This window comes from Streptomyces sp. NPDC094032, from assembly GCF_040303965.1.
In the GTDB taxonomy this organism is placed as follows: Bacteria; Actinomycetota; Actinomycetes; order Streptomycetales; family Streptomycetaceae; genus Streptomyces.
On record NZ_JBEOUE010000005.1, the window covers coordinates 190,742 to 211,531 of the forward strand.

Annotated in this window: 16 protein-coding genes; 15 read left to right on the forward strand and 1 reads right to left on the reverse strand. The window is 71.5% G+C overall.

The window, feature by feature from the left end:
* Position 1: 1 nt before the first annotated feature.
* From ABTZ54_RS10500 to ABTZ54_RS10565, 14 genes are all read left to right on the forward strand, one after another.
* Positions 2–1,981, forward strand: coding sequence for a peptidoglycan D,D-transpeptidase FtsI family protein (locus ABTZ54_RS10500; RefSeq protein ID WP_351659642.1), 1,980 nt, complete (start codon positions 2–4; stop codon positions 1,979–1,981).
* Between the two features lie 16 nt (positions 1,982–1,997).
* Positions 1,998–3,707: a UDP-N-acetylmuramoyl-L-alanyl-D-glutamate--2,6-diaminopimelate ligase gene (locus tag ABTZ54_RS10505; protein WP_502997221.1), complete on the forward strand. Its 1,710-nt coding sequence runs from the start codon at positions 1,998–2,000 to the stop codon at positions 3,705–3,707.
* Between the two features lie 4 nt (positions 3,708–3,711).
* Positions 3,712–5,139, forward strand: coding sequence for a UDP-N-acetylmuramoyl-tripeptide--D-alanyl-D-alanine ligase (locus ABTZ54_RS10510; RefSeq protein ID WP_351659648.1), 1,428 nt, complete (start codon positions 3,712–3,714; stop codon positions 5,137–5,139).
* A complete protein-coding gene (gene mraY / locus ABTZ54_RS10515) occupies positions 5,136–6,206 on the forward strand; it encodes a phospho-N-acetylmuramoyl-pentapeptide-transferase (RefSeq protein ID WP_351659651.1) in 1,071 nt (356 codons plus the stop codon). Before ABTZ54_RS10510 ends, mraY begins: the two co-directional genes overlap by 4 nt.
* Positions 6,188–7,624 carry a UDP-N-acetylmuramoyl-L-alanine--D-glutamate ligase gene (gene murD / locus ABTZ54_RS10520; protein WP_351659654.1) on the forward strand — a complete coding sequence of 479 codons (1,437 nt, stop codon included), beginning with the start codon at positions 6,188–6,190 and terminating at the stop codon, positions 7,622–7,624. The genes mraY and murD overlap by 19 nt, the downstream gene beginning before the upstream one ends.
* Before the next feature lie 55 nt (positions 7,625–7,679).
* Complete coding sequence (ftsW, locus tag ABTZ54_RS10525) at positions 7,680–9,020, forward strand: putative lipid II flippase FtsW (RefSeq protein ID WP_351659657.1); 1,341 nt, start codon at positions 7,680–7,682, stop codon at positions 9,018–9,020.
* A gap of 6 nt (positions 9,021–9,026) precedes the next feature.
* The gene (gene murG / locus ABTZ54_RS10530) at positions 9,027–10,121 is read left to right on the forward strand and encodes an undecaprenyldiphospho-muramoylpentapeptide beta-N-acetylglucosaminyltransferase (RefSeq protein WP_351659660.1); all 1,095 of its coding nucleotides are present in this window, start codon (positions 9,027–9,029) and stop codon (positions 10,119–10,121) included.
* Positions 10,122–10,145: 24 nt separating this feature from the next.
* On the forward strand, positions 10,146–10,943 hold the full coding sequence (locus tag ABTZ54_RS10535; RefSeq protein WP_351659663.1) for a cell division protein FtsQ/DivIB: 798 nt from the start codon (positions 10,146–10,148) through the stop codon (positions 10,941–10,943).
* 280 nt (positions 10,944–11,223) lie between these two features.
* Entirely contained in the window at positions 11,224–12,438 is a 1,215-nt protein-coding gene (ftsZ, locus tag ABTZ54_RS10540) for a cell division protein FtsZ (RefSeq protein WP_351659666.1), read from the forward strand.
* Positions 12,435–13,175 (forward strand): peptidoglycan editing factor PgeF, encoded by a 741-nt coding sequence (gene pgeF, locus ABTZ54_RS10545; RefSeq protein ID WP_351659669.1) that lies wholly within the window; start codon positions 12,435–12,437, stop codon positions 13,173–13,175. The genes ftsZ and pgeF overlap by 4 nt, the downstream gene beginning before the upstream one ends.
* Positions 13,172–13,891 (forward strand): YggS family pyridoxal phosphate-dependent enzyme, encoded by a 720-nt coding sequence (locus ABTZ54_RS10550; protein WP_351659672.1) that lies wholly within the window; start codon positions 13,172–13,174, stop codon positions 13,889–13,891. Before pgeF ends, ABTZ54_RS10550 begins: the two co-directional genes overlap by 4 nt.
* Positions 13,892–14,030: 139 nt before the next feature.
* Positions 14,031–14,654, forward strand: coding sequence for a cell division protein SepF (locus ABTZ54_RS10555; protein ID WP_351659675.1), 624 nt, complete (start codon positions 14,031–14,033; stop codon positions 14,652–14,654).
* 70 nt (positions 14,655–14,724) lie between these two features.
* Complete coding sequence (locus tag ABTZ54_RS10560) at positions 14,725–15,015, forward strand: YggT family protein (protein ID WP_046907005.1); 291 nt, start codon at positions 14,725–14,727, stop codon at positions 15,013–15,015.
* A gap of 67 nt (positions 15,016–15,082) precedes the next feature.
* Positions 15,083–16,180, forward strand: coding sequence for a DivIVA domain-containing protein (locus tag ABTZ54_RS10565; RefSeq protein WP_351659679.1), 1,098 nt, complete (start codon positions 15,083–15,085; stop codon positions 16,178–16,180).
* Positions 16,181–16,348: 168 nt separating this feature from the next.
* On the opposite strand, the gene ileS is transcribed toward ABTZ54_RS10565, so the two are convergent.
* Positions 16,349–19,492 (reverse strand): isoleucine--tRNA ligase, encoded by a 3,144-nt coding sequence (ileS, locus tag ABTZ54_RS10570; protein WP_351659682.1) that lies wholly within the window; start codon positions 19,490–19,492, stop codon positions 16,349–16,351.
* A 562-nt stretch (positions 19,493–20,054) separates the two neighbouring features.
* Here ileS and ABTZ54_RS10575 point away from each other — a divergent pair.
* A complete protein-coding gene (locus ABTZ54_RS10575; RefSeq protein WP_351659685.1) occupies positions 20,055–20,777 on the forward strand; it encodes a TraR/DksA family transcriptional regulator in 723 nt (240 codons plus the stop codon).
* The last annotated feature ends 13 nt before the right edge of the window (positions 20,778–20,790 follow it).

Below are 20,790 nucleotides of genomic sequence, written 5' to 3' on the forward strand. Positions count from 1 at the left end.
CGTGCCCTCCAAGGAGCCCCCGCGCCGCCGCGTCCCCGGCCCCGCCCGGCCCGCCCGGCCCGCCACTCCCCGGACCGCCGCGTCCGGCCGCCCCGCGCCGCGACCCGAGCGGGCACGGCGCCCGGCGTCCCGGCCCCCGGCCAGGGCGCGCACCATCCGGCTCGGCAGCCCCAAGCCCCGGCTGCGCCTGGTCTCCCTCGGGCTGACCCTGGTCATGCTGGTGTTCGTGGTGCGGCTGCTCCAGGTGCAGGCCGTGGACGCCAGCGCCTACGCGGCCAAGGCCGAGAAGCACCGCTACCAGGAGTACACGCTCTCCGCCGACCGCGGCGAGATCACCGACCGGTCCGGCGTCGCGCTGGCCGCGAGCGTCGACGCGTACGACATCACCGCCGACCCCAAGCTCTTCACGCCCGAGGAGTCCAAGGTCGCGGATGCCCCCGAGCAGGCCGCCGCGCTCCTCGCCCCGATCCTCGGCAAGGAGCCCGCCGACCTCGCGAAGAAGCTGCGCACCCCCAAGTCCCGCTACACCCTGCTCGCCCGCAAGCAGACCCCGCAGGTCTGGAACCAGATCAAGGACCTGAAGAAGGTCTACGAGCAGAAGGCGAAGAAGGAGAACGGCGGCAACGGGATCAACCTGCTCGGCGGGATACTGAGCGAGCCCGTCACCAAGCGCGTGTACCCGAACGGCGAGCTGGCCGCCGGGATACTGGGCTACGTCAACGCCGAGGGCCGTGGCGCCGGCGGCGTGGAGTCCATGCTCGACAAGGACCTGGCCGGCAAGGACGGCAAGATCCGGTTCGCCCAGTCCGGCGGGCGCCGGGTGCCCACCGCGGGCTCCCAGGGCACCCCGGCGGTGCCCGGCTCCGACATCGAGCTGACCATCGACCGGGACATCCAGTGGGCCGCCCAGCAGGCCATCACCGACCAGGTCAAGAAGTCCAAGGCCGACCGCGGCTACGTCGTCGTGCAGGACACCAGGACCGGCGAGGTCCTGGCCATGGCCAACGCCCCCGGCTTCGACCCCAACGACCTCTCCCAGGCCAACGCCACCGCCATGGGCAACGCCGCTCTCCAGGACGCCTACGAGCCCGGCTCCACCAGCAAGGTGATGTCCATGGCCGCCGTCCTGGAGGAGGGCGTCGCCACCCCCGGGACCCGGGTCACCGTCCCCAACCGGCTGCACCGCGGCGACCGCCTCTTCAGCGACGACATCGACCACATCACCTGGTACCTGACCCTCAACGGCGTCCTGGCCAGGTCCAGCAACATCGGCACCATCCTCGCCACCGGTCAGCTCGGCAAGGACCAGGCCGAGGTCAACCGGGTGCTCTACAGCTATCTGCGCAAGTTCGGCGTCGGCAGCCCGACCGGTCTCGACTTCCCCGGCGAGACCCCCGGCATCCTCGCCAAGCCGGAGGACTGGTCGACCTCGCAGCAGTACACGATCCCCTTCGGCCAGGGCCTCTCGCTCAGCGCCATGCAGGCCACCTCCGTCTACCAGACCATCGCCAACGGAGGCGTACGGATCGAGCCGACCCTGGTACGCGGCACCAAGGGACCCGACGGGCGCTTCACCGCCGCCCCGGCGCCCAAGGAGAGCCGGGTGATCAGCGAGAAGACCGCCAAGACCCTCGGACAGATGCTGGAGTCCGTCGTCGACGACGAGGACGGCACCGGCAACAAGGCGGCCATCCCCGGCTACCGGGTCGCCGGCAAGACCGGCACCGCCAACCGGGTCGACCCCGAGCTCGGCATCTACAAGGGCTACACCGCCTCCTTCGCGGGCTTCGCGCCCGCCGACGAGCCGCGGATCGCCGTCTACTGCGCCATCCAGAACCCCACCAAGGGCACCTACTTCGGCGGCCAGCTCTGCGGACCGATCTACAAGAAGGTCATGGAGTTCGCCCTCAAGACCCTCCACGTCGCCCCCACCGGCAGCCAGCCCGCCAAGCTGCCCACCACGTTCAAACCGACCCCGTGACACGCCGGGAGCACCAGTGACCACCATCACCCCCCCTTCCGGGAACCGGAAATCGAACTCCGGCGACGCCGTGGCCTCATTTGGTCCCCCGGCCGGTGCGCCCGGTACGCTCACCGCCGTGCCACACGCTGATCAGTACCGAACCACCCCGCCCCGCCCGGAGCGGCTCCGCCCGACACCCCTGGGCGAGCTCGCCGTACGGCTGGGCACCGAGCCCGACGCAGCCATCGAAGCCGCCGAGGTCACGGGCATCACGCACGACTCGCGGGCGGTGCGTCCGGGTGACGTGTACGCGGCCCTGCCCGGGGCCCGGATGCACGGCGCCGACTTCGTCGCCCAGGCCGCCGGGCTCGGCGCCGCCGCGATCCTGACCGACCCGGCCGGCGCCGCCCGCGCCGCCGCGACCGGCCTGCCGGTCCTGGTCGCCGAGGACCCGCGCGCCCGGATGGGCGAGCTCGCCGCCGAGATCTACGGCCGGCCCGGCGCGGACCTGCTCCAGATCGGCATCACCGGCACCTCCGGCAAGACCACCACCGCCTACCTCGTCGAGGGCGGGCTGCGCGGCGCGGGCCGCGCCACGGGCCTGGTCGGCACCGTCGAGATGCGCATCGGCGACGAGCGCATCAAGTCCGAGCGCACCACCCCCGAGGCCACCGACCTCCAGGCCCTCTTCGCGGTCATGCGCGAGCGCGGCGTCGAGGCGGTCGCCATGGAGGTCTCCAGCCACGCCCTCGTGCTGGGCCGGGTCGACGGCTGCGTCTTCGACGTCGCCGTCTTCAACAACCTGAGCCCGGAGCACATGGAGTTCCACTCCGACATGGAGGACTACTTCCAGGCCAAGGCGCGGCTGTTCACCCCCGAGCGCAGCAGACGCGGCGTGGTGAACCTGGACGACACCTACGGCCGACGGCTCGTCAAGGAGTCGGGCGTCCCGGTCGTCTCCTTCTCCGCCGCCGGCGACCCGGACGCCGACTGGCGCGCCGAGGACGTCGTCACCGGCCCCGCCGACTCGACGTTCACCGCCGTCGGCCCGGACGGACAGCGGATCTCCGCCACCGCGCCGCTGCCCGGCCCGTTCAACGTCGCGAACACCCTCGCCGCGATCGTCACCCTCGCCGCCGCCGGGCTCGACCCGCAGACCGCCGCCGACGGCGTCGCCGCCGTCCCCGGCGTCCCCGGGCGCCTGGAGCGGATCGACGCCGGCCAGCCGTACCTCGCGGTCGTCGACTACGCGCACAAGACGGACGCCGTCGAGTCGGTCCTGCGCTCGCTGCGCGAGGTGACCCGCGGCAGGCTGCACGTCGTCATCGGCTGCGGCGGCGACCGCGACACCACCAAGCGCGGCCCGATGGGCGCGGCGGCGGCCCGGCTCGCCGACACCGCCGTGCTCACCTCGGACAACCCGCGCTCCGAGGACCCGCTCGCGATCCTCACCGCGATGCTCGCGGGCGCCGCCGAGGTCCCCGCCGCCGAGCGCGGCGAGGTCCTCGTGAACGCCGACCGGGCGGCCGCCATCGCGGCGGCCGTGGCCCGGGCCAGGCCCGGCGACACCGTCCTGGTCGCGGGCAAGGGCCACGAGCAGGGCCAGGAGGCGGCCGGCGTGGTCCGCCCCTTCGACGACCGCCAGGTCCTGCGCGAAGCGGTGCTGGCCCGGCTCGGTCAGCAGGACGCACAGGACGTGCAGGACGCACAGGACGCACACCGTCACGAGAACAGTCAGGGATGAAGCAGTGATCGCCCTCTCCCTCGCCGAGATCGCCGAAATCGTCGGCGGGCAGCCGCACGACATACCGGATCAGGCCGTCCAGGTCACCGGCCCCGTCGTCATCGACTCCCGCGAGGTGAAGCCTGGCAGCCTCTTCGCCGCCTTCGCCGGTGAGCACGTCGACGGCCACGCCTACGCGGAGCGCGCCGTCCAGGCGGGCGCGGCGGCGGTGCTCGCCGCCCGCCCCGTCGGCGTGCCCTCGATCGTCGTGGCCGACGTGCAGGCCGCGCTCGGGGCGCTGGCCCGCGCGGTCGTCGACCGCCTCGGCACCGATGTCGTCGCGCTCACCGGCTCGGCCGGCAAGACCTCCACCAAGGACCTGATCGCCCAGGTCCTGGAGCGTCACGCGCCGACCGTGTGGACTCCCGGCTCCCTCAACAACGAGATCGGCCTGCCGCTGACCGCGCTGCGGGCCGACGCCGGTACCCGGCACCTCGTCCTGGAGATGGGAGCGCGCGGAATCGGCCACATCCGCTACCTCACCGGACTCACCCCGCCGCGGATCGGCCTGGTCCTCAACGTGGGCACCGCGCACATCGGCGAGTTCGGCGGCCGCGAGCAGATCGCCGTGGCCAAGGGCGAACTGGTCGAGTCCCTGCCGGCCGAGGCCGACGGGGGCGTCGCCGTTCTCAACGCCGACGACCCGCTCGTACGGGCCATGGCGAGCCGTACGAAGGCGCGCGTCGTCCTCTTCGGCGAGGCCGAGGACGCGGCCGTCCGTGCCGAGAATGTCCGGCTCACAGAGAGCGGACAGCCTTCTTTCAGGCTTCACACACCCACCGGGTGCAGCGACGTGACCTTGCGCCTGTACGGTGAGCACCACGTGTCGAACGCGCTCGCCGCGGCCGCCGTCGCCCATGAGGTCGGCATGCCCGTCGAGGAGATCGCCACCGCGCTCTCCGAGGCAGGCACCCTGTCCCGCTGGCGCATGGAGGTCACCGAGCGTCCGGACGGCGTGACGATCGTCAACGACGCCTACAACGCGAACCCCGAGTCCATGCGAGCCGCTCTGCGCGCGCTCGCGGCCATGGGCAGGCCCGCACAGGCCAGGGGCTCCCGTACGTGGGCGGTGCTCGGCAAGATGGCCGAGCTCGGGGACGAGTCGCTCGCCGAGCACGACGCGGTCGGACGGCTCGCCGTCCGGCTCAACGTCAGCAAGCTCGTGGCGGTCGGGGACAGGGAAGCGTCCTGGCTGCAACTGGGCGCCTATAACGAGGGTTCGTGGGGTGAGGAGTCGGTGCACGTGTCCGACGCGCAGGCGGCGGTCGACCTGTTGCGCAGTGAGCTGCGACCGGGGGACATCGTCCTGGTGAAGGCGTCCAGGTCGGTGGGTCTGGAGCGGGTCGCCCTGGCACTGCTCGACACGGCCGAGGGTGAGGGTGCCGCCCGATGAGGCAGATCCTCTTCGCGGGGGCCATCGGCCTCTTCCTGACCCTGATCGGCACCCCGCTGCTCATCAAGCTGCTCGCCCGCAAGGGATACGGGCAGTTCATCCGCGACGACGGCCCGCGCGGCCACGCCGGGAAGAAGGGCACGCCCACCATGGGCGGCATCTCCTTCATCCTGGCCACCCTCATCGCGTACGCCCTGACCAAGGTCATCACCGGTGAGGACCCGACGTACTCGGGCGTCCTGGTGCTGTTCCTGATGGCCGGAATGGGCCTGGTCGGCTTCCTCGACGACTACATCAAGATCGTCAAGCAGCGTTCGCTGGGCCTGCGGGCCAAGGCGAAGATGGCCGGCCAGCTCATCGTCGGCATCGCCTTCGCCGTGCTCTCGCTGCAGTTCGCGGACCTGCGCGGCAACACCCCGGCCTCCGAGAAGCTCTCCTTCATCACCGACTTCGGCTGGTCCATCGGCCCGGTGCTGTTCGTGGTCTGGGCGCTCTTCATGATCCTGGCCATGTCCAACGGCGTGAACCTGACGGACGGTCTGGACGGCCTGGCCACCGGCGCGTCGGTGATGGTCTTCGGCGCGTACACCTTCATCGGGCTCTGGCAGTTCCAGGAGTCCTGCGCCAACGCGATGACGCTGACCAACCCGAACGCCTGCTTCGAGGTCCGCGACCCGCTCGACCTCGCGGTCGTCGCCGCGGCGCTGATGGGCGCCTGCTTCGGCTTCCTGTGGTGGAACACCTCGCCCGCCAAGATCTTCATGGGCGACACCGGCTCGCTGGCCCTCGGCGGCGCGCTGGCCGGTCTCGCCATCTGCTCCCGTACGGAGCTGCTGCTGGCCATCCTCGGCGGCCTGTTCGTGATGATCACGATGTCCGTGGTCATCCAGGTCGGCTCGTTCAAGATGACCGGCAAGCGCGTCTTCCGGATGGCACCGCTCCAGCACCACTTCGAACTCAAGGGGTGGTCGGAAGTCCTGGTCGTCGTCCGGTTCTGGATCATCCAGGGCATGTGCGTGATCGTGGGCCTGGGCCTCTTCTACGCGGGATGGGCAGCAGAGAAGTGAGCGAGCTGGACTGGCAGGGCAAGAAGGTCACCGTCGCCGGGCTCGGCGTGAGCGGCATCCCCGCCGCCCGCGCCTTGCACGCCCTGGGCGCGGTCGTCACGGTCGTCAACGACGGCGACGACGAGCGCTCCCGGGCGCAGGCCGCGGAGCTGGAGGCGGTGGGCGTCACCGTCCGCCTCGGCGACGGGGCGACCCTGCCGCCCGGCACCGAGCTCATCGTGACCGCGCCCGGCTGGCAGCCCGACAAGCCCCTGTTCCTGGCCGCCGCCGAAGCGGGCGTGGAGATCTGGGGCGACGTCGAGCTCGCCTGGCGGCTGCGCGGCCCGGACGCGGCCCCGTGGCTCGCGGTCACCGGCACCAACGGCAAGACCACGACCGTACGGATGCTCGCCGCCATCCTGGAGGCGGCCGGTCTGCGGACCGCCGCCGTCGGCAACATCGGCGTCTCGCTCCTCGACGCCGTCCTCGGCGACGAGGAGTACGACGTGCTCGCCGTGGAGCTCTCCAGCTACCAGCTGCACTGGGCGCCCTCGCTGCGCGCCCACTCGGCCGCCGTGCTCAACCTGGCCCCCGACCACCTCGACTGGCACGGCTCCATGGAGGCGTACGCCGCCGACAAGGGCCGGATCTACGAGGGCAACCAGGTCGCCTGCGTCTACAACGTGGCCGACAAGGCCACCGAGGACCTGGTGCGCGAGGCCGACGTCGAGGAGGGCTGCCGGGCCATCGGCTTCACCCTCGGCACCCCCGGCCCCTCGCAGCTCGGCATCGTCGAGGGCATCCTGGTCGACCGGGCCTTCGTCGAGAACCGGCAGAAGAACGCCCAGGAGCTCGCGGAGGTCGCCGACGTCCAGCCGCCGGCCCCGCACAACATCGCCAACGCCCTCGCCGCGGCCGCCCTCGCCCGCGCCTTCGGCGTCGAGCCGAAGGCCGTACGGGACGGGCTGCGGGCCTTCCGGCCCGACCCGCACCGCATCGAGCTGGTCGAGGAGATCGAGGGCGTGGTCTACGTCGACGACTCCAAGGCGACCAACACCCACGCCGCCGAAGCCTCGTTGGCGGCCTACGACCCGATCGTCTGGATCGCCGGCGGCCTCGCCAAGGGCGCCGAGTTCGACGAGCTCGTCCGGAACGCGGCCCAGCGGCTGCGCGGGGTGGTGCTGATCGGCCAGGACCGGGCGCTGATCCGCGAAGCGCTGGCCCGACACGCCCCCGAGGTCCCGGTGGTGGACCTCGACCGGACCGACACTGGTGCGATGTCCGCGGCGGTCCAGGAGGCGGCCTCGCTCGCCCGGCCGGGGGACACGGTCCTGCTGGCCCCGGCCTGTGCGTCGATGGACATGTTCACCAACTACAACAAGCGGGGCGAGGCCTTCGCGGACGCCGTCCGCGCCCTCGCCGCGACCGGGCGCGCCTGACCTGACCAGCAAGGAGGTCCGGCCGGGCCGGGCACGACTGGAGGGGACGGCGACCATGCCGAGCCGAACCGCAGGGACGCGCGGGCCGTCCGCCGTACGCGGCGGAGGGCGCGCCCCCGCGGCGCCGAGGAAGCCACGCCGGGGCGGTCTTCGCGGGATCCACGAGCGGGCCCGCAGGGCCTGGGACCGGCCGCTCACCGCGTACTACGTGATCGTCGGCGCCGGGCTGCTCATCACCGCGCTCGGCCTGGTGATGGTCTACTCGGCCTCGATGATCACGGCGCTCCGCTACGACCTGGTGCCCTCGTACTTCTTCCGCAAGCAGTTCTTCGCGGCGCTGCTCGGGGCGGGGCTGCTCCTGGTGGCCTCCCGGATGCCGGTGAAGCTGCACCGGGCGCTGGCCTACCCGATCCTGGTCGGCGCCATCTTCCTGATGGTGCTCGTCCAGGTGCCCGGGATAGGCGTGGCGGTCGGCGGCAACCAGAACTGGATCTCACTGGGCGGGCCGTTCATGCTGCAGCCCAGCGAGTTCGGCAAGCTGGCGCTGATCCTGTGGGGAGCCGACCTGCTGGCCCGCAAACAGGACATGAAGCTGCTCACGCAGTGGAAGCACATGCTCGTGCCGCTGGTTCCCGGAACGTTTCTGCTGCTCGGGCTCATCATGCTGGGTGGTGACATGGGCACGGCGATCATCCTCTCGGCGATCCTCTTCGGACTGCTGTGGACCGCCGGCGCCCCCACCCGGCTCTTCGTCGGGGTGCTCTCGGTCGCCGGGGCCATCGGCTTCCTGCTGATCAGGACGAGCGACAACCGGCTGAAGCGCTTCGCCTGCATCGGCGCCACCGACCCCGGCGGGGAGGGCGCCCCGTGCCTCCAGGCCGCGCACGGGATCTACGCCCTCGCCTCGGGCGGATGGTTCGGTTCCGGTCTGGGGGCGAGTGTGGAAAAATGGGGTCAACTCCCCGAAGCGCACACCGACTTCATCTTCGCCGTCACCGGCGAGGAACTGGGTCTGGCGGGGACGCTGTCGGTACTGGCCCTGTTCGCGGCTCTAGGCTATGCGGGTATCCGCGTGGCCGGACGTACGGAGGACCCCTTCGTCAGGTTTGCCGCGGGAGGCGTGACCACCTGGATCACGGCGCAGGCCGTGATCAACATCGGTGCGGTGCTCGGTCTGCTGCCGATCGCCGGAGTCCCGCTCCCGCTGTTCTCCTACGGAGGATCGGCCCTGCTGCCGACCATGTTCGCCGTCGGGCTCCTGATCGCCTTCGCGCGACAGGAACCCGCCGCGAAGGCGGCCCTGGCCCTGCGCCGCCCCGGCTGGGGCAAGCGGGCCGGGGGGAGATGGAAGTCGATGCGACGGCGCGTCAAGAAGCGTCCGTCCGGAGAGCGGTGAATTTCGGTGCATGTCGTCCTCGCCGGCGGAGGTACCGCCGGCCACATCGAGCCCGCGCTCGCACTCGCGGACGCCCTGCGCAGGCAGGACCCCTCCGTGGGGATCACGGCGCTGGGCACGGAGAAGGGCCTGGAGACCCGGCTGGTCCCCGAGCGGGGCTACGAGCTGGCGCTCATCCCCGCCGTGCCGCTGCCCCGCAAGCCCACCCCCGAGCTGATCACCGTCCCCGGACGGCTGCGCGGCACCATCAAGGCCGCCGAGCAGGTCCTGGAGCGCACCAAGGCGGACTGCGTGGTCGGCTTCGGCGGCTACGTGGCCCTGCCCGGCTATCTGGCCGCCAAGCGGCTCGGTGTGCCGATCGTGGTCCACGAGGCCAACGCCAGGCCCGGCCTGGCCAACAAGATCGGCTCGCGGTACGCGGCCGGGGTCGCCGTGGCCACCCCGGACTCCAAGCTGCGCAACGCCCGCTACATCGGCATCCCGCTGCGGCACACCATCGCGACCCTCGACCGCGCCCGCGTGCGCCCCGAGGCGCGCGCCGCGTTCGGCCTGGACCCGAACCTGCCGACCCTGCTGGTCTCCGGCGGCTCCCAGGGCGCCCGGCGGCTCAACGAGGTCGTCCAGCAGATCGCCCCCGTGCTCCAGCGCTCGGGCATCCAGATCCTGCACGCGGTCGGCCCGAAGAACGAGATGCCGCGTGTCGACAACATGCCCGGAATGCCGCCGTACGTGCCGGTACCGTACGTGGACCGGATGGACCTCGCGTACGCCGCCGCCGACATGATGCTCTGCCGCGCGGGCGCGATGACCGTCGCCGAGCTCTCCGCCGTCGGACTGCCGGCCGCCTACGTCCCGCTGCCCATCGGCAACGGCGAACAGCGGCTGAACGCCCAGCCGGTGGTCAAGGCCGGCGGTGGCCTCCTCGTCGACGACGCGGAGCTCTCGCCGCAGTGGGTGCAGGGCAACGTCCTGCCCGTACTGGCCGATCCGCACCGGCTGTACGAGATGTCCCGCGCCGCCTCCGAGTTCGGCCGCCGGGACGCCGACGACCTGCTCGTCGGCATGGTGTACGAGGCGATCGCCGCCCGCCGTCAGGCGTAGCGGCGGCGGAAAGGGAGACGCCCTGTGGCAGCCGGACCTGCGACCGAGCAGAAGAGCGCGAGCGGCAGGTCCAAGGGCTCGCCCGGGCCGTCGGGCCGGCCGGGCGCCCGGCGGTTCCGGGTGCCCGGCCCGCGGGTGCTCCTCGGCGCCTTCGGCGCCCTGGCCCTGGTGGCCGGCGGCGTCTGGGCGCTCTACGGCTCGACCTGGCTCCGGGTGGAGCGGGTGGGCATCTCCGGCACGGAGGTGCTCACCCCGGCCGAGGTGGAGCGGATCGCGGCCGTTCCCGTCGGCGCGCCGATGGTCTCCGTCGACACCGACTCCATCGAGGCGCGGCTGCGCGAGCGGCTGCCCCGGATCGACACCGTGGACGTCGTGCGGTCCTGGCCGCACGGAATCGGTCTGAAAGTGACGGAGCGGAAGCCCGTCCTCCTGCTGGAAAAGGGCGGAAAGTTCATCGAAGTGGACGCCGGTGGTGTGCGGTTCGCCACCGTGGCCAAAGCGCCCCGCGGGGTGCCCCGGCTCGTCCTCGACGCGGCCGCCTCGCCGAGCCTGCGCCGCTTCGACGAGGACCGGCTCCTCACCGAGGCGGTAGGCGTGACGGGCGAACTCCCGGAGAAAATCGCCCAGGACGCCCGTGTCGTCCGGATCACGTCGTACGACTCCATCACCCTGGAGCTCGGCGGAGGGCGCACGGTCTTCTGGGGCAGTGGTGCGGACGGGCCGGTCAAGGCCCGCGTCCTCACCGCGCTGATGAAGGCGACACCCAAAGCGGGGCACTTCGACGTAAGTGCCCCCACGGCGCCCGCTTCGTCGGGAAGTTGACGCTCATCAGCCCTGGCCAGCACCCTGGTTGGCCAGCGCTACGGGTGATCACATAGGGTGAAAAGAAAAACGGGAGGTTCGGCGTGTTCGTTGAACGTGCGCCACTTGTCGACTTAGTGTCCTGTTCGGAAGAGTCCAGCGAACAGAGACACTGGTAACCCTAAACTTCAACGTTAGGGTTTGGGTCGGCGTTTCGGACCGTCCCAATCGGCATCCGTCGTCGCGGCGCGCTTACCACCGCGAAGCGGCGACACGTAACTCGAGGCGAGAGGCCTTCGACGTGGCAGCACCGCAGAACTACCTCGCAGTCATCAAGGTCATCGGTGTCGGCGGCGGTGGTGTCAATGCCATCAACCGAATGATCGAGGTCGGTCTCAAAGGCGTCGAGTTCATCGCCATCAACACCGACGCGCAAGCGCTGTTGATGAGCGACGCCGACGTCAAGCTGGACGTCGGCCGTGAACTCACCCGCGGCCTCGGGGCCGGGGCCAACCCGGCCGTCGGCCGCAAGGCGGCAGAGGACCACCGTGAGGAGATCGAGGAGGTCCTCAAGGGGGCCGACATGGTCTTCGTGACCGCCGGCGAAGGCGGCGGCACCGGCACCGGCGGCGCACCCGTCGTCGCCAACATCGCGCGCTCGCTCGGCGCCCTGACGATCGGTGTGGTCACCCGCCCGTTCACGTTCGAGGGCCGCCGTCGCGCCAACCAGGCGGAGGACGGCATCGCCGAGCTCCGCGAAGAGGTCGACACCCTCATCGTCATCCCGAACGACCGACTGCTCTCGATCTCGGACCGTCAGGTCTCCGTGCTCGACGCGTTCAAGTCGGCCGACCAGGTGCTGCTGAGCGGTGTCCAGGGCATCACCGACCTCATCACCACCCCGGGTCTGATCAACCTCGACTTCGCCGACGTCAAGTCGGTCATGTCCGAGGCGGGTTCCGCCCTCATGGGCATCGGCTCCGCCCGCGGCGACGACCGCGCCGTGGCCGCCGCGGAGATGGCGATCTCCTCGCCGCTCCTGGAGGCGTCCATCGACGGCGCCCGCGGCGTGCTGCTCTCCATCTCCGGCGGCAGCGACCTCGGTCTCTTCGAGATCAACGAGGCCGCCCAGCTGGTGAGCGAGGCCGCCCACCCCGAGGCGAACATCATCTTCGGCGCCGTCATCGACGACGCCCTCGGCGACGAGGTGCGCGTCACCGTCATCGCCGCGGGCTTCGACGGCGGCCAGCCGCCGGCCCGCCGGGACAACATCATCGGCTCGGTCTCGGCCAAGCGCGAGGAGCCGGCCCCGGCCCCCCGCGTCGCCGAGACCTCCCGCCCGCTGGGCGGCCTGGGCACGGTGGCCCCGCGCGAGGAGCCCTCGATCCCGGTCGAGCCGGTGCCGGCGGTCGGCGAGACCCCGCTGCCGCCGCTCTCCTCGCCGGTCGTCCCGCCGGCCCGCCCGTACCCGGACAGCCAGGCCGAAGAGCTGGATGTCCCGGACTTCTTGAAGTGATAGGACAGCGTCACCACGCGAGCGGCGCCCACTTCGCCTTCACCGACCGGTGGGGCGGGGTGAGCGCCGTTCCGTACGAGGAGCTCAACCTCGGCGGAGCCGTCGGCGACGACCCCGCGGCCGTGCTCGCCAACCGCGAGCGGGCCGCGACCGGGCTCGGCCTCGACCCGGCCCGGGTGGTCTGGATGAACCAGGTCCACGGAGCCGACGTCGCCGTCGTGGACCGCCCCTGGGGGACGGACCCCGTCCCCTCCGTGGACGCCCTCGTCACCGACCGGCCCGGACTCGCCCTCGCGGTGCTCACCGCGGACTGCGTGCCGGTCCTCCTCGCCGACCCCGTCGCCGGGGTCGTCGCCGCCGCCCACGCCGGGCGGCCGGGGATGGTCGCCGGAGTCGTCCCGGCCGCGGTGGCCCGGATGACCGAGCTCGGCGCCCGCCCCGAGCGGATCGTCGCCCGCACCGGCCCCGCCGTCTGCGGGCGCTGCTACGAGGTGCCGGAGGCGATGCGCGCCGAGGTCGCCGCCGTGGAACCGGCCGCGCGTGCCGAGACCTCCTGGGGGACCCCCGCCGTCGACGTGACCGCGGGCGTGCTGGACCAGCTCGCCCGACTGGGCGTCACCGACGTGGCGGCGAGCGGGGTCTGCACCCTGGAGTCCCCGGACCACTACTCGTACCGCCGCGACCGCACCACCGGGCGACTCGCGGGATATGTCTGGCTGAACCGAGAAGAGACATGACGGACCGCACAGCGGAACTCGCCGCGAACCTGGCCCGGGTGGAGGAGCGGATCGCCGCCGCCTGCGCCGCCGCCGGTCGAGCGCGGGAGGAGGTGACCCTCATCGTGGTCACCAAGACCTACCCCGCGAGCGACGTGAGAATCCTGCACGGACTCGGTGTGCGTCATGTCGCCGAGAACCGCGACCAGGACGCCGCCCCCAAGGCCGCGGCCTGTGCGGATCTGGACCTGAACTGGCACTTCGTGGGCCAGTTGCAGACCAACAAGGTCCGTTCCGTGGTGGGTTATGCCGATGTGGTGCAGTCCGTCGACCGTTTGAAGCTGGTCTCCTCCCTCTCCGCCGCCGCGGAGAAGGCGGAGCGCGAGCTCGGCTGCCTCCTCCAGGTGGCGCTCGACGCCGAGTCCGGCGCGCGGGGCGACCGGGGCGGGGTGGCCCCCGACGGGATCGAGGAGTTGGCCGCCGCGGTGGACGCGGCGCCCGGACTGCGGCTCGACGGACTGATGACCGTCGCCCCGCTCTCCGGCCCCTTCGCGGGGCGGCAACGGGAGGCCTTCGACCGGCTGATGGATTTGTCGACTGCCCTGCGCGCGACCCGTCCGGCTGCGAACATGGTGTCCGCGGGGATGAGTGCGGACCTCGAGGAGGCCGTGGCGGCCGGAGCGACACACGTGCGCATCGGTACGGCGGTACTCGGAGTCCGCCCGAAGCTCGGGTAACGTCGCCAAGCAAGTCGGACCACAGCAGAAAATATGGTCATTCCGCCAGGGAGGCGGGGAGGCCACGTGGATCGCGGGCACTTGGTGACACTGCGACATTCGGTAAGGGCGATCCACCACTGAGCGGAGGATTCAGAGAATGGCCGGCGCGATGCGCAAGATGGCGGTCTACCTCGGCCTCGTGGAGGACGATGGATACGACGGCCGGGGCTTCGACCCCGACGACGACTTCGAACCCGAGCTGGAGCCGGAGCCCGAGCGCGACCGGCGCCATCACCAGCCCCCGCGCCAGGTGGAGCGGGAGGAACCGGTACGAGTGGTCTCCCCGCCCGCGCCCCGCGAGCCGGTGTCCCATTCTGTCCCGGTAGCCGCCGAGAGCGGGCGTCCGGCCCGAATTGCCCCCGTGGCATCCATCACACCCGAACGCCCCAGCCTGGAGAAGAACGCACCGGTGATCATGCCCAAGGTCGTGTCCGAGCGGGAGCCGTACCGCATCACCACGCTGCACCCGCGGACCTACAACGAGGCCCGTACCATCGGGGAACACTTCCGCGAGGGCACCCCGGTGATCATGAATCTCACGGAGATGGACGACACCGACGCGAAGCGACTTGTCGACTTTGCCGCCGGTCTCGTCTTCGGGCTCCATGGCAGCATTGAGCGCGTGACGCAGAAGGTGTTCCTGTTGTCGCCTGCTAACGTCGATGTCACGGCGGAGGACAAGGCCCGCATCGCAGAGGGCGGATTCTTCAACCAGAGCTGAGAACACGAGACCGAGAACGACCCGGCCGTCAGGTCGGACAGGCGAGAGCCAGGGGAGAGGGAAGCGCGGGATGGGCGTCGCACTACAGGTGGTCTACATCGCGCTGATGTGCTTCCTTGTCCTGCTGATCTTCCGGCTCGTCATGGACTACGTCTTCCAGTTCGCCCGTTCATGGCAACCCGGTAAGGCGATGGTGGTCGTTCTGGAGGCCACCTACACTGTCACCGATCCACCGCTCAAGCTCCTGCGGCGGCTCATCCCGCCGCTGCGTCTCGGGGGCGTGGCACTCGACCTGTCCTTCTTCGTTCTGATGATCATCGTCTACATCCTGATCTCCATCGTGAGCGGCTTCGCGAGGTGATGGTGGAGGGAAATGTGGACGATACGGTCTTGCCGACTGCCGACGACTACGTAGAGGTGAAGAAGAGATGCCGCTGACCCCCGAGGACGTGCGGAACAAGCAGTTCACGACCGTCCGCCTTCGAGAAGGCTATGACGAGGACGAGGTCGATGCCTTCCTCGACGAGGTCGAAGCCGAACTGACCCGTCTGCTCCGCGAGAACGAGGACCTGCGCGCCAAGCTGGCCGCCGCGACCCGTGCCGCCGCGCAGAACCAGCAGCAGGGCATGCGCAAGCCCCCGGAGCCGCAGGACCGTCCTGTCGGTCCCGGCGCTCCCGTGCCCGCCGCCATATCCGGACCTCCGGTCCAGCAGCAGCCCCCGCAGATGGGCCCGCCGCAGCTGCCCTCCGGTGCCCCCGCGCTGCCCGCGGGCCCCATGCAGGGTGGCCCGATGCAGGGCGGCCCGATGGGCCCCGGTCCGATGCAGGGCGGTCCCATGCAGGGTGGCCCGATGCAGGGCGGCCCCATGCAGGGCGGTCCGATGCAGGGCGGCCCCATGGGTCACCCGCAGCAGCAGATGCAGCCCATGCAGCCGGCCCAGGGCCCGGGTGGCGACAGCGCCGCGCGTGTCCTCTCGCTGGCCCAGCAGACCGCCGACCAGGCGATCGCGGAGGCCCGTTCCGAGGCCAACAAGATCGTCGGCGAGGCGCGTTCGCGCGCCGAGGGCCTGGAGCGGGACGCCCGCGCCAAGGCCGACGCCCTGGAGCGGGACGCGCAGGAGAAGCACCGCGTCGCGATGGGCTCCCTGGAGTCCGCCCGCGCCACCCTGGAGCGCAAGGTCGAGGACCTGCGGGGCTTCGAGCGTGAGTACCGGACCCGCCTGAAGTCGTACCTGGAGTCGCAGCTGCGTCAGCTGGAGACCCAGGCCGACGACTCGCTGGCCCCGGCGCGCACCCCCGCGACCGCGTCCCTGCCGCCGGCCCCCTCGATGGCCTCCGCGGGTGCCCCCGCCCCGGCCTTCGGCGGCAACGGCCCGATGGGCGGCGCCCCGTCGTACGGCGGTCAGCAGCAGATGTCCCCGGCGATGACCCAGCCGATGGCTCCGGTCCGCCCGCAGGCCCCGCAGCCGATGCAGCAGGCACCGGCGCCGATGCGCGGTTTCCTGATCGACGAGGACGACAACTGACGGCGCCGCAGGTCCACGCGCTGAGCGCGTAGCCGTCGGCGGCAGTCTCAAGGGCCGGGCCCCGGGTGAGAACCCGGGGCCCGGCCCTTTTGCGTGCCGTCGTTTCTTGGGGGGATACGCCGAAGGGCCCGGCACCGGAGACCGGTGCCGGGCCCTTCGCCGTATCGGCTACGCCTTGCGGAGGCGGAAGCTGAGGGCCAGGCCCTCGTCCTCGAACGCGGTGCCGTACGAGTCGTCGGCGGCGCCCTCCGCGTGGTCCGTGGCCAGCACCTCGTCCGCGATCAGACCGGCGTGGGCGGCCAGCGCCTCGGCCGTCTCCGGCGACGTGGAGGTCCAGCGCAGCGCGATCCGGTCCGCCACGTCCAGGCCGCTGTTCTTGCGGGCCTCCTGGATCAGGCGGATCGCGTCACGGGCCAGACCGGCCTTGCGCAGCTCCGGGGTGATCTCCAGGTCCAGGGCGACCGTCGCGCCGGAGTCGGAGGCCACCGACCAGCCCTCGCGCGGGGTCTCCGTGATGATGACCTCCTCCGGAGTGAGCGTCACCTCCTCGCCGTTCACCGTGACGACCGCCTCACCGCCGCGCAGCGCCAGCGACAGGGCCGCCGCGTCGGCCGCGGCCACCGCCTTCGCCACGTCCTGGACGCCCTTGCCGAAGCGCTTGCCCAGCGCCCGGAAGTTGGCCTTGGCCGTGGTGTCGACCAGGCTGCCGCCGACCTCGGAGAGGGAGGCGAGCGAGGAGACGTTCAGCTCCTCCGTGATCTGGGCCTGGAGCTCGGGGGAGAGGGCCGCGAAGCCGTTCGCCGCGACCAGCGCGCGCTGGAGCGGCTGACGGGTCTTCACGCCCGACTCGGCGCGCGTCGCGCGGCCCAGCTCGACCAGGCGGCGGACCAGCAGCATCTGCTCGGACAGCACCTCGTCGACGAGCGCGGCGTCCGCCTCCGGCCAGGTGGCCAGGTGGACGGAGTCCGGGGCGTCCGGGGTGACCGGGACGACCAGGTCCTGCCAGACCCGCTCCGTGATGAAGGGGGTCAGCGGGGCCAGCAGACGGGTGACCGTCTCGACGACCTCGTGCAGGGTGCGCAGCGCGGCCTTGTCGCCCTGCCAGAAGCGGCGGCGCGAGCGGCGCACGTACCAGTTGGACAGGTCGTCCACGAAGGCCGAGAGCAGCTTGCCGGCGCGCTGGGTGTCGTACGCCTCCATCGCCTCGGTGACCGCGGCGACCAGCGTGTTCAGCTCGGACAGCAGCCACTTGTCGAGGACCGTGCGGTCGGCCGGGGCCGGGTCCGCGGCCGACGGGGCCCAGCCCGAGGTACGGGCGTACAGGGCCTGGAAGGCGACCGTGTTCCAGTACGTCAGGAGGGTCTTGCGGACGACCTCCTGGATCGTGCCGTGGCCGACCCGGCGGGCCGCCCACGGCGAGCCGCCGGCCGCCATGAACCAGCGCACCGCGTCGGCGCCGTGCTGGTCCATCAGCGGGATGGGCTGGAGGATGTTGCCGAGGTGCTTGGACATCTTGCGGCCGTCCTCGGCGAGGATGTGGCCCAGGCAGACCACGTTCTCGTACGAGGACTTGTCGAACACCAGCGTGCCGACCGCCATCAGCGTGTAGAACCAGCCGCGGGTCTGGTCGATGGCCTCGGAGATGAACTGGGCCGGGTAGCGGCTCTCGAACAGCTCCTTGTTCTGGTACGGGTAGCCGTACTGCGCGAACGGCATGGAGCCCGAGTCGTACCAGGCGTCGATGACCTCCGGCACGCGGACGGCCTCGTGGGAGCAGCCCTCGGTGGGGCAGGTGAAGGTGACCGCGTCGATGAACGGGCGGTGCGGGTCCAGCTCGGACTGGTCCGTGCCGGTCAGCTCGGTCAGCTCCGCGCGCGAGCCCACGCACGTCAGGTGGTCGTCCTCGCAGCGCCAGATCGGCAGCGGGGTGCCCCAGTAGCGGTTGCGGGAGAGCGCCCAGTCGATGTTGTTGTTCAGCCAGTCGCCGAAGCGCCCGTGCTTGACCGAGTCCGGGAACCAGTTGGTCTTCTCGTTCTCTTCGAGAAGCCGGTCCTTCACGGCGGTCGTACGGATGTACCAGGACGGCTGCGCGTAGTAGAGCAGCGCCGTGTGGCAGCGCCAGCAGTGCGGGTAGCTGTGCTCGTACGGGATGTGCCGGTAGAGCAGGCCGCGGGCGTCCAGGTCGGCGGTCAGCTGCTCGTCGGCCTTCTTGAAGAAGACGCCGCCGACCAGCGGCACGTCCTCCTCGAAGGTGCCGTCGGGGCGGACCGGGTTCACGACCGGCAGGCCGTAGGCGCGGCAGACCTTGAGGTCGTCCTCACCGAAGGCGGGGGACTGGTGGACCAGACCCGTGCCGTCCTCGGTGGTGACGTACTCGGCGTTGACCACGTAGTGGGCCTCGGCCGGGAAGTCGATCAGCTCGAAGGGGCGCTGGTAGGTCCAGCGCTCCATCTCGGCGCCGGTGAAGGACTCGCCGGTGGTCACCCAGCCGTCGCCGAGCGCCTTCTCCAGGAGCGGCTCGGCGACGACCAGACGCTCGTCGCCGTCGGTGGCGACCACGTAGGTCACCTCGGGGTGGGCGGCGACGGCCGTGTTGGACACCAGGGTCCACGGGGTCGTCGTCCAGACCACCAGGGCCGCCTTGCCGGCCAGCGGGCCGGAGGTCAGCGGGAAGCGCACGTAGACCGAGGGGTCGACGACCGTCTCGTACCCCTGGGCCAGCTCGTGGTCGGAGAGGCCGGTGCCGCAGCGGGGGCACCAGGGGGCGACACGGTGGTCCTGGACCAGCAGGTCCTTGTCGAAGATCTGCTTCAGCGACCACCAGACCGACTCGATGTACGAGGGGTCCATGGTGCGGTACGCGTCGTCGAGGTCGACCCAGTAGCCCATCCGGGTCGTGAGCTCGGCGAAGGCGTCGGTGTGCCGGGTCACGGACTCGCGGCACTTGGCGTTGAACTCGGCGATGCCGTACGCCTCGATGTCCTTCTTGCCGGAGAAGCCGAGCTCCTTCTCGACGGCGAGCTCGACCGGCAGGCCGTGGCAGTCCCAGCCGGCCTTGCGGGCCACGTGGTAGCCGCGCATGGTCCGGAAGCGGGGGAAGACGTCCTTGAAGACGCGGGCCTCGATGTGGTGGGCGCCGGGCATGCCGTTGGCGGTGGGCGGGCCCTCGTAGAACACCCACTCGGGGCGTCCCTCGGACTGCTCCAGGGTCTTGGCGAAGATCTTGTTGTCCTGCCAGAAGTCGAGCACCGCGTGCTCGAGCGCGGGCAGGTCGACCTGGGCGGGCACCTGGCGGTATTGCGGCGGCGTCATGCTTGCGAGCTCCTCCGGCGGACTGTTTCGCTTCCGTCCGGAGGGACGAGAGCGCAGCTCCCGCGGTACCACCCTCCTTGGCCCCGGGCGGCCGCTGCCGTCCTGAGCCCCCTCATTGGGGTCGCGACGCCGGGTCTACTCGCCGCGGCGGACCACGGCTTTCTTCCGGCAGCTCCGGGGTGATGCTTCACATCGGGCTCGCCCCCGGGCTCTCACCGTCCCCGGGTCGCTCATGGCTGCGTACGACGCTACTCGTCCCCATCCAAGCCTTTCGCTGAGCCCAGTGTACGGGGCCGGGGCGGGCCCGGCCGACCGGATTTCGGGTGTTTCCCGGTGACCCGAATGGGCACACGGGCCCCCGCGGAGTCGGACTTCGGCCAAGTGGGGGAAGGCAGGGACGGATAACCCGCCGGGCGGCTGGGCACAACGGAGGCAGGCTCGTCCCACGGGGCGCGGGGGGCGGGTGTGCAGGGCGGCGTGCCCCGTTGCCGCGGGCCCTGGGCCGATTTATCGTCCCAGCACGATTCGCGAGCAAGATCACTAAATGTGAAGGGGCCGCGACATGGTGGCGAAGAAGACCGCCGCGAAGAAGACGACGGCCGCCCGGAAGACGGCCGCACCGGCGACGGAGGAACCCGCGGCCCCCGCGAAGAAGGCGGCGGCGAAGAAGGCGGCGAAGGCGGCGGCGAAGAAGGCCGTGCCCGCGAAGGCCGCGAAGAAGGCGCCCGCCAAGAAGGCGCCCGCGAAGGCGGCCAAGGCGGCCGGGACGGCCAGGACGGCGAAGACCGTGACCCAGAAGAAGACAGGAGCCAGGACGGTGGCAGCGAAGAAGACCGCGGGTGGCGTCACGACGGCCCGGGGCGAGGCGGCGGTGCCGCACTCCCGGCCCGGTGAGCTCGCCGTACGTCCGGGGGAGGAGCCCTGGACCCCCGAGGAGGTCGCCGAGGCCCGCAGCGGCCTCCAGGCCGAGGTGCTGCGGCTGCGCAGCGAGCTGGTCCACTCCCAGGAGGAGCTGACCGGGCTGATGCGCGACTCCGGCGACGGGGCGGGCGACGACCAGGCCGACACGGGGACCAAGAACATCACGCGCGAGCACGAGCTCGCCCTGGCGGCCAACGCGCGCGAGATGCTGGAGCAGAGCGAGCACGCCCTGGAGCGGCTCGACGCCGGCACGTACGGCCTGTGCGAGGTCTGCGGCAAGCCCATCGGCAAGGCCAGGATGCAGGCGTTTCCCCGGGCCACGCTCTGCGTGGAGGACAAGCAGAAGCAGGAGCGCCGCGGCTGACGCGGCCGCGGGA